Origin of the sequence: Pseudomonas sp. NFACC32-1 (assembly GCF_900101215.1) — a bacterium.
GTDB lineage: Bacteria > Pseudomonadota > Gammaproteobacteria > Pseudomonadales > Pseudomonadaceae > Aquipseudomonas.
In genome coordinates, this window is sequence record NZ_FMUL01000007.1 from 156,474 (window position 1) to 169,864 (window position 13,391).

At 60.3% G+C, this 13,391-nt stretch carries 13 protein-coding genes; 6 read left to right on the forward strand and 7 right to left on the reverse strand.

The window, feature by feature from the left end:
* Window positions 1–134: 134 nt before the first annotated feature.
* The gene (gabP, locus tag BLP99_RS13475; protein WP_072397554.1) at window positions 135–1,529 is read left to right on the forward strand and encodes a GABA permease; all 1,395 of its coding nucleotides are present in this window, start codon (window positions 135–137) and stop codon (window positions 1,527–1,529) included.
* A gap of 77 nt (window positions 1,530–1,606) precedes the next feature.
* Here gabP and BLP99_RS13480 read toward each other — a convergent pair whose 3' ends face one another.
* Complete coding sequence (locus tag BLP99_RS13480) at window positions 1,607–2,341, reverse strand: response regulator transcription factor (protein WP_072397591.1); 735 nt, start codon at window positions 2,339–2,341, stop codon at window positions 1,607–1,609.
* Window positions 2,342–2,587: 246 nt separating this feature from the next.
* Here BLP99_RS13480 and BLP99_RS13485 point away from each other — a divergent pair, with 246 nt between their 5' ends.
* A complete protein-coding gene (locus tag BLP99_RS13485) occupies window positions 2,588–4,129 on the forward strand; it encodes a sensor histidine kinase (protein ID WP_072397556.1) in 1,542 nt (513 codons plus the stop codon).
* A 118-nt stretch (window positions 4,130–4,247) separates the two neighbouring features.
* Here the strand turns inward: BLP99_RS13485 and BLP99_RS13490 are convergent, their stop codons facing one another.
* The 4 genes from BLP99_RS13490 to glyQ form a co-directional block, all read right to left on the reverse strand.
* The gene (locus BLP99_RS13490; protein WP_072397558.1) at window positions 4,248–5,027 is read right to left on the reverse strand and encodes a lysophospholipid acyltransferase family protein; all 780 of its coding nucleotides are present in this window, start codon (window positions 5,025–5,027) and stop codon (window positions 4,248–4,250) included.
* Window positions 5,028–5,108: 81 nt separating this feature from the next.
* Complete coding sequence (gmhB, locus tag BLP99_RS13495) at window positions 5,109–5,642, reverse strand: D-glycero-beta-D-manno-heptose 1,7-bisphosphate 7-phosphatase (RefSeq protein ID WP_072397560.1); 534 nt, start codon at window positions 5,640–5,642, stop codon at window positions 5,109–5,111.
* A gap of 10 nt (window positions 5,643–5,652) precedes the next feature.
* A complete protein-coding gene (glyS, locus tag BLP99_RS13500; RefSeq protein ID WP_072397562.1) occupies window positions 5,653–7,704 on the reverse strand; it encodes a glycine--tRNA ligase subunit beta in 2,052 nt (683 codons plus the stop codon).
* On the reverse strand, window positions 7,701–8,654 hold the full coding sequence (glyQ, locus tag BLP99_RS13505; protein WP_053253611.1) for a glycine--tRNA ligase subunit alpha: 954 nt from the start codon (window positions 8,652–8,654) through the stop codon (window positions 7,701–7,703). The genes glyS and glyQ overlap by 4 nt, the downstream gene beginning before the upstream one ends.
* A gap of 81 nt (window positions 8,655–8,735) precedes the next feature.
* Between glyQ and tag the strand changes: the two genes are divergently transcribed.
* The 4 genes from tag to BLP99_RS13525 all read left to right on the forward strand — a co-directional run bounded on the left by tag (window position 8,736) and on the right by BLP99_RS13525 (window position 12,327).
* Window positions 8,736–9,293, forward strand: coding sequence for a DNA-3-methyladenine glycosylase I (gene tag / locus BLP99_RS13510; protein ID WP_072397573.1), 558 nt, complete (start codon window positions 8,736–8,738; stop codon window positions 9,291–9,293).
* 43 nt (window positions 9,294–9,336) lie between these two features.
* Window positions 9,337–10,224, forward strand: a complete 888-nt coding sequence (locus BLP99_RS13515) for a lysophospholipid acyltransferase (protein WP_072397575.1) — start codon at window positions 9,337–9,339, stop codon at window positions 10,222–10,224.
* Between the two features lie 341 nt (window positions 10,225–10,565).
* A complete protein-coding gene (locus BLP99_RS13520; RefSeq protein ID WP_072459076.1) occupies window positions 10,566–11,291 on the forward strand; it encodes a hypothetical protein in 726 nt (241 codons plus the stop codon).
* A gap of 247 nt (window positions 11,292–11,538) precedes the next feature.
* Entirely contained in the window at window positions 11,539–12,327 is a 789-nt protein-coding gene (locus BLP99_RS13525) for an SDR family NAD(P)-dependent oxidoreductase (protein WP_072397578.1), read from the forward strand.
* A gap of 116 nt (window positions 12,328–12,443) precedes the next feature.
* Here the strand turns inward: BLP99_RS13525 and BLP99_RS13530 are convergent, their stop codons facing one another.
* Window positions 12,444–12,812: a hypothetical protein gene (locus BLP99_RS13530; protein WP_076405866.1), complete on the reverse strand. Its 369-nt coding sequence runs from the start codon at window positions 12,810–12,812 to the stop codon at window positions 12,444–12,446.
* Window positions 12,813–12,845: 33 nt separating this feature from the next.
* Window positions 12,846–13,265, reverse strand: a complete 420-nt coding sequence (locus BLP99_RS13535) for an organic hydroperoxide resistance protein (RefSeq protein WP_072398308.1) — start codon at window positions 13,263–13,265, stop codon at window positions 12,846–12,848.
* Window positions 13,266–13,391 lie beyond the last annotated feature (126 nt).

A 13,391-nucleotide genomic window follows, 5' to 3' on the forward strand; every position in this document is an offset into this window, starting at 1 on the left:
CGGAATACGGGGACCACAGGAAGCCTGGCGCAGATCTTGCGTGTTAAATAAATTACATGTCGTTTTTTTATTTTTACAAAAGAAGCGACAGTCCGAGATGGAATGAATAAATCTAAATACCAAGGGTAGTCTCAATGAGCGGTACGCAAACTTCCAACAACCTGGAACAAGGGCTCAAGCCACGACATGTGACGATGCTCTCTATCGCTGGTGTGATCGGCGCCGGCCTTTTCGTTGGCTCCGGCCACGCTATCGCAGCGGCAGGCCCGGCCGTGCTGTTGGCCTACGCCGCCGCCGGCGCGCTGGTGGTGTTGGTGATGCGTATGCTGGGCGAAATGGCGGTCGCGTCTCCGGACACCGGTTCCTTTTCCACCTACGCTGATCGGGCGATCGGGCGCTGGGCTGGCTTCACGATCGGTTGGCTCTACTGGTGGTTCTGGGTGCTGGTGATCCCGTTGGAGGCCAACGCTGCAGCGACCATATTGCACGCCTGGTTCCCGGACGTGGCGATCTGGGCCTTCACCCTGGTCATCACCCTGCTGCTGACGGCCACCAATCTGTTCAGTGTGAAGAACTATGGTGAATTCGAGTTCTGGTTTGCCCTGGTCAAGGTGGTGGCGATCATCGGTTTCATCGTCCTTGGGATCCTGGCAATTTCCGGTTGGCTGCCCAGCAGCCAGGTCAGCGGTGTTTCCCATCTATTCGACACTCAGGGTTTTTTGCCCAACGGCATGGGCGCGGTACTGGGAGCGATCCTGACCACCATGTTTTCGTTCATGGGCACCGAGATCGTGACCATCGCGGCCGCTGAGTCGAAGAACCCAGGTCAACAGATCTCCAAGGCGACCAACTCGGTGATCTGGCGGATCGGCCTGTTCTACCTGGTTTCCATCTTTATCGTCGTGGCCCTGGTGCCATGGAACGATCCGCTGCTGGCCAGCGTGGGTTCCTACCAGACCGTGCTGGAGCGCATGGGTATCCCCAATGCCAAGCTGATTGTCGATATCGTCGTGCTGGTCGCGGTGACAAGCTGCCTCAACTCCGCGCTCTACACCGCCTCGCGCATGATGTTCTCATTGGGCAAGCGTGGCGATGCGCCGGCGGTTTCCCAGCGTACCAACAAGAGCGGCACCCCTTACTGGGCTGTGATGCTGTCCACCGCAGCCGCTTTCCTGGCGGTGTTCGCCAACTACGTGGCCCCGGCTGCCGTGTTCGAATTCCTGCTCGCCAGCTCCGGCGCCATCGCACTGCTTGTTTACCTGGTGATCGCATTCTCGCAGCTGCGCATGCGTAAGCAGCGCATGGCTCGTGGGGAAAAGATTGCCTTCAGCATGTGGCTGTTCCCGGGCCTGACGTACCTGGTAATCGTATTCATCATCGGTGCCCTGACGATCATGCTGTTCCAGGAAGCCCACCGGGTGGAGATCCTCGCCACGGGGCTGCTCAGCCTGCTGGTGGTCGCGTCCGGGTTGCTGGTGCAGCGTCGTCGGGTCGGGAAGGCTGGCAAAGCACTGCAGATGGCCAACTAGTCATGCTTCCCACGCCACGCGTGGGACGCTTCAACACAAGCTCCGCGTTCGCTTTCGGGACGCGGAGCTTGCCTGGCTCAACTCGCTACCGACGTTTCGCTGTCCGCCGATACGCTTTCCAGGCGATACCCATACCCATAGATAGTCAATAACTGCCAACCTCGATCAGCCGTCAGGCCAAGCTTGTTGCGCAGGCGATAGATGTGGGTGTCGAGGGGGCGGGACGAGGTCATTTCCTCGTGGGTCCAGAAACGTTCGTAGAAATATTCCCGGGACAATGGACGCCCCAGATTGGCGAACAGGCAGCGGGCCAGTCGGTATTCCCGCTCGGTCAGGTTGATGGGCACGCCGGCGCGGGTGACCGTCAGTTCGGCATCGTCGAACGCCAGGTCATTGAAGACTCGTACATCGCTGGCCGGAGCACGTTGCAGGTTGTGCCGGCGTAGCACGGCGCTGACCCTGGCCTTGAGCTCGTTGGGTCGGAAGGGTTTGCTCACGTAATCGTCGGCGCCGGCATTGAGGGCCTGGACGATATCCTGCTCGCCGTCGCGGCTGGTGAGCATGATGGCGGCCGGAGGCGAGTCCATGTGTTCGCGTGTCCAGCGCAGCAGCGACAGGCCACTGATACCGGGCAACTGCCAGTCGAGTATCAACAGGTCGAAGGTTTCCCGACGCAGTTGCCGCAGCAGGTCTTCGCCGCGCTCGAAACTGTGCAGGGTCCAGGCTTGCTCACCCCGGCCGGGGATCTGTTGCAATGTCTGCTCCACCCGGCGCAGCTCGGCCGGTTCGTCATCCAGTATGGCGACACGCATGGGACGCGATTCCTTGATCTCGAAAGTAACGAACATCATCAGCAGGCCACCCAAACGGTCCAGCCTTGGCTGGCTAGCGGCGAGGCTTGCTGTCGCAGGCTGCGACAATACCGGCTCACGTCGTGGAGGGAAAGGCAGCAGCACGCCGCCTATCGAGTCCGCTATAGTCTCGAGCTGCCCAGCTCGTGGGTTCGTCGCCTATCAAATGAACAATCCCTTCTGCCCTTTTGCTCGTACAAGGACCTTATGAGTCATCAGCGCCGCCGTGAAAGCCGTGAACCGACCCAAGCCCAACGCCTGTTTCGACAATTGGTGCGCGAATGGTTGTGGATAAGTCTGTTGTTGCTGCCCCTGACGGCTCTGTTGTCGTTCAGCGCTCAACCGACACGCAACGGGCCTGCTGCACTGTTGTCGGTGTGTCTGGTGGCCTGTGTGCTGGGGTTGCTGCTTCTGCGTCCGCGTCTGGCGTTATGGACGACAGTGGGTGGAATGGGCCTGGCACTGACCCTCAGCGCCGTGCTGGGCGCGCAGGGCTGGTGGTGGTCTCCCCTGGCCAGTGTGCTGGGCATGTTGTTTGGCTACCTGATCTGGAACTGGCGACGGCTGAGCGTCGTGCTGGCGTATTTCGGTTGGGAGCTGGCCCGCCTGGACGCGGAACCGAAGGTGTTCCCGGAGCGTCGTCGCGCGCCCTACACCGGCAGCGATCGCTTGCAAGGCCAGGTCATGGCCCTTGAGCAAGCCATGAGTCGCACGCGGGATACCCGGCGGTTCATAGCCGATGGCCTGGAATACCTGCCGGTGGCGACCATGATCAGCGACCCCCATGGCAAGGTCTTGCTCGGTAACCGTAAGGCGCGGGAGCTCTTCGGTCATGGCCTGGCCGGTGAAGATGTGGTGGAACACCTCGCACAGCTGGGTTATCCGGGGTTGGTACCCGGCTGCCCGCACCGGTTATCCACATTGCCGTTGCTGGAGTTTCGCGATGTCCGGGACCGTAGCCTGCGCCTGGAACGGGCCTCCCTGTTGCCGGCCGATGGTGATGTGCCCGTGGGTTGGTTGCTGAGCCTGACTGACCTGAGCGCGGAGCGGGAGGCTGAAGAGCAGCGCAATATCATGCTGCGTTTCCTGTCCCACGACCTGCGCGCCCCACATTCTGCGATCCTGGCGCTGCTCGACGTGCAGCGGCACCAGGCAGGTACGACCGATCCTGTATTCGACCAGATCGAACGTCAGGTGCGGCGTGCCCTGGCGTTGACAGACGGCTTCGTGCAACTGGCGCGGGCCGAATCGGAGGTCTATCAGTTCCGACCGACACTGTTCGCCATGCTGGTCCTGGACGTGCTCGACCAAGCCCTGCCTTTGGCCCAGGCCAAGCATATCCAGATCGCCCATGACATCGACGACGAAGAAGCGATGGTGAGTGCCGACCAGGCCTTGTTGACCCGCGCCTTGTTCAATCTACTGGAGAACGCCATCAAGTACAGCCCACCCGCCACCCGCATCGTGGTGCGGGTTCGTTGCGCCGAGGGGCGTTTGACCTGCGATCTCGTGGACCAGGGCAAAGGCATCGAGGCTGGGGAGCTGCCGGATCTGTTCAGTCAGTATCGACGGTTCTCATCGGCTCATGGTGTAGACGGCGTAGGCCTGGGGTTGTCCATGGTCAAGGCGGTTGTGGACCGTCACGGCGGACAGATCGAATGCCGTAGTGTGGTCGGTGAAGGCACGACGTTCAGTTTTGGTTTGGCCTTGCTAGACACTGAAAAGGCACAACCTTCGGTGGTGCTATAAAAAACTTATGCACCTTTCCCGAGGTTTTATGTGTTTATGAAATATGTATAAAAAACAAATAGTTATATGAAACTGGAAAGGCTTTCAGGAAAATCGGTACACAGCTTATCCACAGAAATCAGACAGCGATCTGGTCCGAAGCAATGGGGGCTGCCGGTGCCGGAGGAAGTGAACCCATTTCCCGTTGTGCCTGTTCATTCCAGGCTTGGACACGGTCGTTGAGGTCGGCGATAGCCCGAGGCCCGCTACCTTCGGCGTACAGGGGGGGGCCAATCACTACGGTGATCAAGCCTGGCTTCCTGACCCAGCCCGCCTTGGGCCAGAATTTGCCGGCATTGTGTGCAATCGGCAATACAGGAAGGTTGGCATTGACCGCCAATGCGGTACCGCCGCGGGAGAACTTGCCGATGGTTCCATAGGGAACACGGGTGCCTTCAGGGAAGATCAATACCCAGACATTGTCCTTGAGCAACTCGTCGCCCTTCTTCGCCACGTGCTTGAGCGCGGCCTTGGGATTGTCGCGGTCGATGGCGATCGGACGGAGCATCGCCATGGCCCAGCCAAAGAACGGCACGAACAGCAATTCGCGCTTGAGTACCTGGCTCAACGGCTCGAAATAAGCCGACAGGAAGAAGGTTTCCCAAGTGCTCTGGTGGTTGGACTGGATCACACAGGGCCTGTCAGGCACGTTCTCGGCACCCTTCACTTCGTAGCGGATGCCCAGGAATACCTTGCTCAGCCACAGCGCGCAGCGGCACCAGTACACATTGATGAAACGGTAGCGCGCCCGGAACGACATGAACGGCGCGATAAAGAAACTCAGGGTGCACCACAGCAGGGAGCTGGTGCCCAGTAGCAGGTAAAAGAGAAAGGTTCTGATGGCCTGCAATATCGACATGGCGGCATTTACCGTTGCGGGGCGGTGCCCGCCTGTTCAAGCGCTTCCCGAACAATCCTTGATCAGGATGTCTTGGGAGCCCTAGTTGTGGATAAGTTCAGCGGCAATCGCCGCCAAATCGTCAAAAATCAAAGTGCCCACCGGTAGGGTCTTGCCCAGAGTCTTTTCGCCTTTCCCGGTCTTTACCAAAACTGGCTGACAATCGACGGCCTTGGCCGCCTCCAGGTCACCGAGGCTGTCGCCAACGAACCACACGCCCGCAAGCGGCACGTCGTAATGCGCCGCTATGGCCTTGAGCATGCCTGGCTTGGGCTTGCGGCAATCGCAACCGTCATCCGGCCCGTGGGGGCAGTAGACGATCAGGCCGACTTCGCCGCCCTGCCCGGCCACCAGGTCGCGCAAGCGCTCATGCATGGCATGCAGTACCGCGAGGTCATAATAACCGCGGGCAATGCCCGACTGGTTGGTGGCGACCGCCACCGTCCAGCCGGCCTTGCTCAACTGCGCGATGGCTTCGATCGAGCCGGGGATCGGCAACCACTCCTCCACCGATTTGATGTAAGCGTCGGAGTCGTGATTGATCACCCCATCCCGATCGAGAATCAGCAGTTTCAACAGCGGCTCCTCAACCCAGCACGGAAATATCGGCGATGTTGAGGAACAGCCCGCGCAGGCGGGCCAGCAATGCATAGCGGTTCCTGCGCACGTCTTCGTTGTCCGCATTCACCATCACGGCGTCAAAGAACGCATCGACAGGCTCGCGCAATGCCGCCAGGCGCGCCAGCGCTTCGGCGTATTCGCGTTTTTCCATCAGCGGTTGCACCGACGCATAGGCCTGTTGAATCGCCGAGTTGAGCGAAAATTCCACGGCGTTATCGAAGTAGCGGGCTTCAGGCGCATTGACCGTCGGCTCGGCCTTGGACAGCAGGTTCGACACGCGCTTGTTCACAGCGGCCAGCGCAGCGGCTTCCGGCAGTTTGCGGAAGGCCTGTACGGCTTGTACGCGCTGGTCGAAGTCCAGTGCGGAACCTGGCTTGAGGGCTCGCACCGACAGGTAGGTCGCCACATCGACGCCTTCGTCCTCATAACGCGCACGCAGGCGGTCGAAGATGAATTCCAGCACCGCATCGGCCAGGCCGGCAGACTTGACCTTGCTGCCGAACGCGTTGACGGCGAAGGCCACGGCGTCGTTCAGGTTCAGGTCCAGTTGCTTCTCGATCAGGATACGCAACACCCCCAGTGCCGCACGACGCAGGGCATACGGGTCCTTGCTGCCGGTGGGCAGCATGCCGATGCCGAAGATGCCGACCAGGGTGTCGAGCTTGTCGGCGATGGCCACGGCCGCGCCGGTCAGGGTAGTCGGCAGTTCAGCACCGGCACCGCGAGGCATGTATTGCTCGTTCAGGGCCAGGGCAACGTCTTGTGGCTCGCCGTCGTTGAGGGCGTAGTAGTAGCCGGCGACGCCTTGCATCTCCGGGAACTCACCGACCATCTCGGTGGACAGGTCGCACTTGGACAGGATGCCGGCGCGGGCTGCGCGCTGGGCATCGCCGCCGATACGCGGAGCGATGAACGCGGCCAGCTTCGAAACCCGCTCGGCCTTGTCGTAGACGCTGCCGAGTTTTTCCTGGAACACCACGTTCTGCAGGCGCTCGTTGAAACTTTCCAGCGGCTGCTTCTTGTCTTGCTTGAAGAAGAACTCGGCATCGGTCAGGCGCGGGCGAACGACTTTTTCGTTACCTGCGACGATCTGCTGCGGGTCCTTGCTCTCGATGTTGGCGACCGTGATGAAGCGCGGCAGCAACTTGCCTTCGGCGTCCAGCAGGCAGAAGTACTTCTGGTTGTCCTGCATGGTGGTGATCAGCGCTTCCTGCGGCACTTCCAGGAAACGTTCCTCGAACGAGCACACCAGCGGCACTGGCCATTCCACCAGGGCAGTCACTTCGTCCAGCAGGTCCGGCGGCACGATGGCGGTGCCTTCCTGGCGGGTCGCCAGCTCTTCGGTGCGCTTGCTGATCAGCTCGCGACGCTCGTTGGCATCGGCCAGCACATAGGCGGCACGCAGGTCGGCCAGGTAGTTGGCCGGCGAAGTGATGCGCACGCTCTGTGGATGGTGGAAACGATGGCCGCGGGAATCGCGACCGGCCTTCTGGGCCAGGATGGTGCAGTCGATGACCTGGTCACCGAGCAGCATCACCAGCCATTGGGTCGGACGCACGAACTCTTCCTTGCGCGCGGCCCAGCGCATGCGCTTGGGGATCGGCAAGTCATTGAGTGAGTCTTCGACGATGGTCGGCAGCAGGCTGGCGGTCGGCTTGCCCTTGATGCTCTGGCTGTAGCGCAGCTTCGGACCGCTCTGGTCGATTTCGCTCAGGTCCACGCCGCACTTCTTGGCGAAGCCCAGGGCAGCCTGGGTCGGGTTGCCGTCTGCATCGAATGCGGCCTGGCGTGGCGGGCCGTCGAGGTTGATGCTGCGATCCGGCTGCTGGGTCGCCAGGCCGGTGATCAGCACGGCCAGACGACGCGGCGCGGCGTAGACGTGCTTGGTCTCGAAGTTCAGTCCGGCGGCTTGCAGGCCTTTGTCGATACCGGCCAGGAACGCATCGGCCAGGGTGTTCAGGGCTTTGGGTGGCAGTTCTTCGGTGCCCAGTTCAACCAGAAAATCTTGAGCACTCATTGTGCAGCCTCCAGCTTAGCCAACACTTCATCACGCAGGTCCGGGGTCGCCATCGGGAAGCCCAGCTTGGCACGGGCCATCAGGTAGGCTTGCGCGACGGAACGCGCCAGGGTGCGCACACGCAGGATGTATTGCTGACGCGCGGTCACCGAAATCGCCCGGCGTGCGTCCAGCAGGTTGAAGGTATGGGAGGCCTTCAACACCATTTCATAGCTCGGCAACGGCAGCGGCTGGTCCAGCTCGATCAGGCGCTTGGCCTCGCTTTCATAGAAATCGAACAGTTCGAACAGCTTCTCGACATTGGCGTGTTCGAAGTTGTAGGTCGACTGCTCCACTTCGTTCTGGTGGAACACGTCGCCGTAGGTCACCTTGCCGAACGGACCGTCGGCCCACACCAGGTCGTAGACCGAATCCACGCCTTGCAGGTACATGGCCAGGCGTTCCAGGCCGTAAGTGATTTCGCCGGTCACCGGGTAGCACTCGATGCCGCCCGCCTGCTGGAAGTAGGTGAATTGGGTCACTTCCATGCCGTTGAGCCAGACTTCCCAGCCCAGGCCCCAGGCGCCCAGGGTCGGCGACTCCCAGTTGTCTTCGACGAAACGGATGTCATGCACCAACGGGTCGAGGCCCACGTGCTTGAGCGATCCCAGGTACAGCTCCTGGAAATTGTCCGGGTTGGGCTTCAGGACCACCTGGAACTGGTAGTAATGCTGCAGGCGGTTCGGGTTCTCACCGTAGCGGCCGTCAGTCGGGCGGCGGCTGGGCTGTACGTAGGCGGCGTTCCAGGTTTCCGGGCCGATGGCACGCAGGAACGTGGCAGTGTGGAAAGTGCCGGCGCCTACTTCCATATCGTAGGGCTGAAGTACCACGCAACCTTGCTCGGCCCAGTATTGCTGGAGGGCGAGGATCAAGTCTTGGAAGGTACGCACGGCTGGCGTAGGCTGGCTCACGAAATTCACCTGTTTCTTGGGCTGCGATTTAAAGAGCGGGAGTATACCCGATTCGTTCGTGCGCACGCCCCCTGGAGCCTTATGCCACGCTGCTTTTGGTGTTCTGACGATCCGTTGTACATGGCTTATCACGATCAGGAGTGGGGGACGCCGCTGCGCGATGCGCAGGGTTTGTTCGAGTTGCTTTTGCTCGAAGGGTTCCAGGCCGGGTTGTCCTGGATCACCGTGCTGCGCAAGCGTGAACATTACCGCAAGGTGCTCTATGGCTTCGATGTGCAGCGGGTGGCGCAGATGAGCGATGCCGAAATCGATGATCTGATGCTCGACCCTGGCATCATCCGCAACCGGCTCAAGCTCAAGGCCGCCCGTCGCAATGCCCAGGCCTGGTTGGCGCTGGAAGACCCGGTGGCGTTCCTGTGGTCGTTCGTGGGTGATAAACCCGTCATCAACCACTTCAGGGACCGCACCGAAGTACCGGCCATCACCCCCCAGGCCATCGAAATGAGCAAGGGTCTGAAAAAAGCCGGCTTCACGTTCGTCGGCCCCACCATTTGCTACGCCTTCATGCAGGCCTCGGGCATGGTGATGGACCACACAAGGGATTGCGACCGCTACGCTGAGCTGGCAAACGGTGGTTAGAATAGCCGGCTCGCAACACGACCGAAGAATTCAGGAGTGACCTGTGGATAAGTTGAAAGGCGCCTTGCTGGTCGGCGCTCTGCGGTTGTTTGCGCTGCTGCCTTGGCGGGCGGTGCAGGCGGTGGGCTCTGCCATTGGCTGGCTCATGTGGAAATTTCCCAATCGCTCCCGCGACGTGGTGCGGATCAACCTCGCCAAGTGCTTTCCCGAGATGGACCCGGCCGAGCGCGAACGCCTGGTGGGCCAGAGCCTCAAGGACATCGGCAAATCCTTGACCGAAAGTGCCTGCGCCTGGATCTGGCCGGCCCAGCGTTCCATCGAACTGGTGCGCGAAGTCGAGGGCCTGGAGGTGTTGAAGGAGGCGCTGGCCTCGGGCAAGGGCGTGGTGGGCATCACCAGCCACCTGGGCAACTGGGAGGTGCTCAACCACTTCTATTGCAGCCAGTGCAAACCGATCATTTTCTATCGGCCGCCCAAGCTCAAGGCGGTGGATGAACTGCTGCAGAAGCAGCGGGTGCAGTTGGGCAACAAAGTCGCGGCGTCCACCAAGGAAGGCATCCTCAGTGTCATCAAGGAAGTGCGCAAGGGCGGCCAGGTGGGCATCCCCGCCGACCCGGAACCGGCCGAATCCGCTGGTATCTTCGTGCCCTTCTTCGCCACTCAGGCCCTGACCAGCAAGTTCGTACCGAACATGCTCGCCGGCGGCAAGGCGGTCGGCGTCTTCCTCCACGCCCTGCGCCTGCCGGACGGCTCCGGCTACAAGGTTATCCTCGAAGCCGCGCCCGAAGCCATGTACAGCACCGACACCGAAACCGCCTGCGCGGCCATGAGCCAGGTGGTGGAACGCTACGTACGGGCCTATCCCAGCCAGTACATGTGGAGCATGAAACGCTTCAAGAAGCGCCCGCCGGGTGAGGCGCGGTGGTATTGAAGATCTGTTGCTTCATATAAGCGGGGATCTGGTGGTGAATGCAGGATCTGTGAACACCCAAGTCCCTATGTGGGAGCCCTTGCTCGCGACGACGGCGGCACACTCAACATCGATGCAAGCAGGCCCAACGCTATCGCGAGCAAGCTCGCTTCCACAGTTTTTTCCGGGCTGTTTACAGACATTGCGCCCATCATGAATTCCTGTGGGAGCGAGCTTGCTCGCGATAGCGCCCTAACAGCCGCCACATGACTAATTGACCTCACCCCATGTCCTCTCACTTCCTAAAGCTCGGTCCGCGGCTGTCGATAACCCGATGTATCCGCCAATCATGGACCGATGAAATGGAACTCTCTCTTAGCGCTGCCTCTATTGCACCCCCCAACACCCACCTCACCCGCTCCGATCAGAAGTTGGTCACTCATCCTCCAACAGGCTCTGTAAAGGAACTGGCAAGCGCTGGCCCAGCAGCCATCTACCACCCCAGTGAAGAAACCCAGACCGTGGAGCAACCACTGGTGGCCATTACCACCTGGGTCGGTCGATCCCAATCGCCAGATTTTCCTCGCTATGTCGCGATCACCGAGAGCGCGAAAAACACCTTGAAAACCTCCTTCGAGGCATTCCAGTCAACGCTGTCGGCAACCGACCCGGATCTGGCCAGCAAGAAATACGGCTTCACCGTCGAGGCCGATGGCAAGTTGAAAGTGCTCAACACCGCCGGGCAGCTCAGCACCTCGCAGACCCAGCGCCTCACCGATCTGCTCAATGAATCCACTGATTTGAAAGCCGCAGCCAGCGCCTTGCGCGACGCCTCCATCGACATGGTGGATGCCGACTCGCCTTGGTCTGGCAGCTACCTGGGCCGCTACAATCTGACCAAGGAAAACTTCGCCAGCACCATCGACCTGGCACCGCTGCTCAAGCGCGCCGGCTCGGTGCCGCCCCAGGAATTTTCGGACGGGCTGTTTTTCAACCAACTGGCGCACAAAGGCGAACTGGCGACCCAAGAAACGGAAGCCGCGATGCTTGAACGGCGTGCTGCGCAGCGATTCAGCGCGCAGGCCTGAAAGCCGGGTCTACCGAGTCTCGTGGCGAGGACGCTTGCTCCCCCAGGACCGACTATGAACTGGCGGTGCGGCCGGCTTCCTGATGGTTGATTGACCACGAGGAGGCGCAAAGCCTCAATCGTGTCCATGATTAAGGGCCTGCGATATCGGCGACGTTGGAATGGCAAAGCCATCTGCAAATCCGTCGGACTACCGTCCAGTCAGAAATATCGCACTTCCTCTGGTTCATTAATCAAGGAGTCCCCTCATGAACATCGATTTCACCGGACGTCAGGTCCTGGTCACCGGATCCACCAGCGGTATCGGTTTCGCTACCGCCAAAGGCTTTCTCGAAGCCGGTGCTCACGTGGTCATCAACGGTCGAAGCGAGAGCAGCGTGGCGGACGCGCTGCAGCGCTTGGGCGCGCTTGCCTCAAGGGCGACCGGCTTTGTGGGCGATCTCAGCAACTCGACGGGCTGCCAGGCACTGATAGCCAAGCACCCCAGCTTCGATATCGTCATCAACAACCTGGGCATCTTCAAACAGGAAGATTTTTTCGAAACGCCGGACAGCGAATGGCAACGCTTCTTCGAAACCAACGTCATGTCGGGTGTGCGTGTTTCCAGGGCCTACGCGCAGGGCATGGTCGAGCGTGGTTGGGGACGGATCGTGTTTGTCTCGTCGGAATCGGGCGTGAACATTCCTGCCGACATGATCCACTACGGCTTCACCAAGACCGCCCAACTGTCCATCGCTCGCGGCCTGGCCAAGCGCCTCGCTGGTACGGGCGTGACGGTAAACTCGGTATTGCCCGGGCCGACGCTTTCCGAAGGGGTTGCCCAGATGCTCAAGGCAGACGTCGAGCGCACTGGGGAAAGCCTGGAAAAGGTCGCGGCAGACTTCGTCAACCAGCACCGCAGCACCTCGATCATCCAGCGCGCGGCACGCGTCGAGGAGGTTGCCAACATGATTATCTATGCCAGTTCGGAGCAGGCCTCGGCCACCACTGGAGCGGCGCTGCGTGTCGATGGTGGTGTGGTGGATAGCATCGTTTAGGATGCCTATGACACGTTGCAAAAAAACGCCGCTTCCTCGTGAGAGATAAGCGGCGTCTTTTGTTTTGGAAGCAACATGGGGTGATTCGACCGGCTTTGAAGTGGTGAAGGGTTTTTTCAGCCCACTCTGTTTTCCATCAGTCGATCCGAGCCACCTTCGGCCACACGGTTTTCGATGAGTCGATCCGAGCCGCCTTCGGCCACGCGGTTTTCGATGAGTCGATCCGAGCCGCCTTCGGCCACGCGGTTTTCGATGAGTCGGTCCGAGCCGCCTTCGGCCACACGATTTTCGATCAGTCGATCCGAGCCACCTTCGGCTACCCGGTTTTCGATGAGTCGGTCCGAGCCGCCTTCGGCTACACGGTTTTCGATCAGTCGATCCGAACCACCCTCAGCGAACGCAGGTTGAACAAAAGAAGTTGCGAACGCGTTGCCGAGGGACAGTGCCAGAAGCGAGCCAACGAGCGTTTTGCGGAAAGTGTTCATGTCCTGATCCTTTTTATTCGTAGATGAAGTGAGTTAGACGGTGACGTGCAAGCGGACGTCGACGTTGCCGCGAGTCGCGTTGGAGTACGGGCAAACCTGGTGAGCCGCGTCGACCAGCGCTTGGGCATCGGCTTGATCCAGACCTGGCAGGTTGATGTGCAGGTCGATGTCCAGACCGAAACCGCCAGGGATCTGGCCGATGCCGACGTGTGCGGTGATCGAGGCATCGGCAGGAATGCTGCGTTTGCTCTGGCTGGCGACAAACTTCAGTGCGCCGATGAAGCAAGCCGAGTAGCCGGCTGCGAACAGTTGCTCAGGGTTGGTGGCTTCACCACCGGTACCGCCCAGGGCTTTTGGGGTGGCCAGTTTCACGTCGAGAATCTTGTCGCTGGAAACAGCACGGCCATCACGGCCACCGGTGGAGGTTGCGACTGCGGTATAGAGAACGTTCATGATGTTTCCTCTTGCTGAATGGGCTGATCGAGTCTTAGTTTGGTATGCGCCAAATGTTTGTGCGCTAACCAGTTGAGATAAAGTTAACGCTCAAATACTTTGCGCGCAAGATAAATTTTTAAAAAT

What these genes read in the sequence shown, in the direction of transcription:
- BLP99_RS13530 (WP_076405866.1), bottom strand. Translation starts at nt 12,812, where the DNA reads ATGAACACTTTCCGCAAAACGCTCGTTGGCTCGCTTCTGGCACTGTCC.
- BLP99_RS13480 (WP_072397591.1), bottom strand. Translation starts at nt 2,341, where the DNA reads ATGCGTGTCGCCATACTGGATGACGAACCGGCCGAGCTGCGCCGGGTG.
- glyS (WP_072397562.1), bottom strand. Translation starts at nt 7,704, where the DNA reads ATGAGTGCTCAAGATTTTCTGGTTGAACTGGGCACCGAAGAACTGCCA.
- BLP99_RS13535 (WP_072398308.1), bottom strand. Translation starts at nt 13,265, where the DNA reads ATGAACGTTCTCTATACCGCAGTCGCAACCTCCACCGGTGGCCGTGAT.
- BLP99_RS13525 (WP_072397578.1), top strand. Translation starts at nt 11,539, where the DNA reads ATGAACATCGATTTCACCGGACGTCAGGTCCTGGTCACCGGATCCACC.
- BLP99_RS13490 (WP_072397558.1), bottom strand. Translation starts at nt 5,027, where the DNA reads ATGTCGATATTGCAGGCCATCAGAACCTTTCTCTTTTACCTGCTACTG.
- gabP (WP_072397554.1), top strand. Translation starts at nt 135, where the DNA reads ATGAGCGGTACGCAAACTTCCAACAACCTGGAACAAGGGCTCAAGCCA.
- BLP99_RS13485 (WP_072397556.1), top strand. Translation starts at nt 2,588, where the DNA reads ATGAGTCATCAGCGCCGCCGTGAAAGCCGTGAACCGACCCAAGCCCAA.
- BLP99_RS13520 (WP_072459076.1), top strand. Translation starts at nt 10,566, where the DNA reads ATGGAACTCTCTCTTAGCGCTGCCTCTATTGCACCCCCCAACACCCAC.
- tag (WP_072397573.1), top strand. Translation starts at nt 8,736, where the DNA reads ATGCCACGCTGCTTTTGGTGTTCTGACGATCCGTTGTACATGGCTTAT.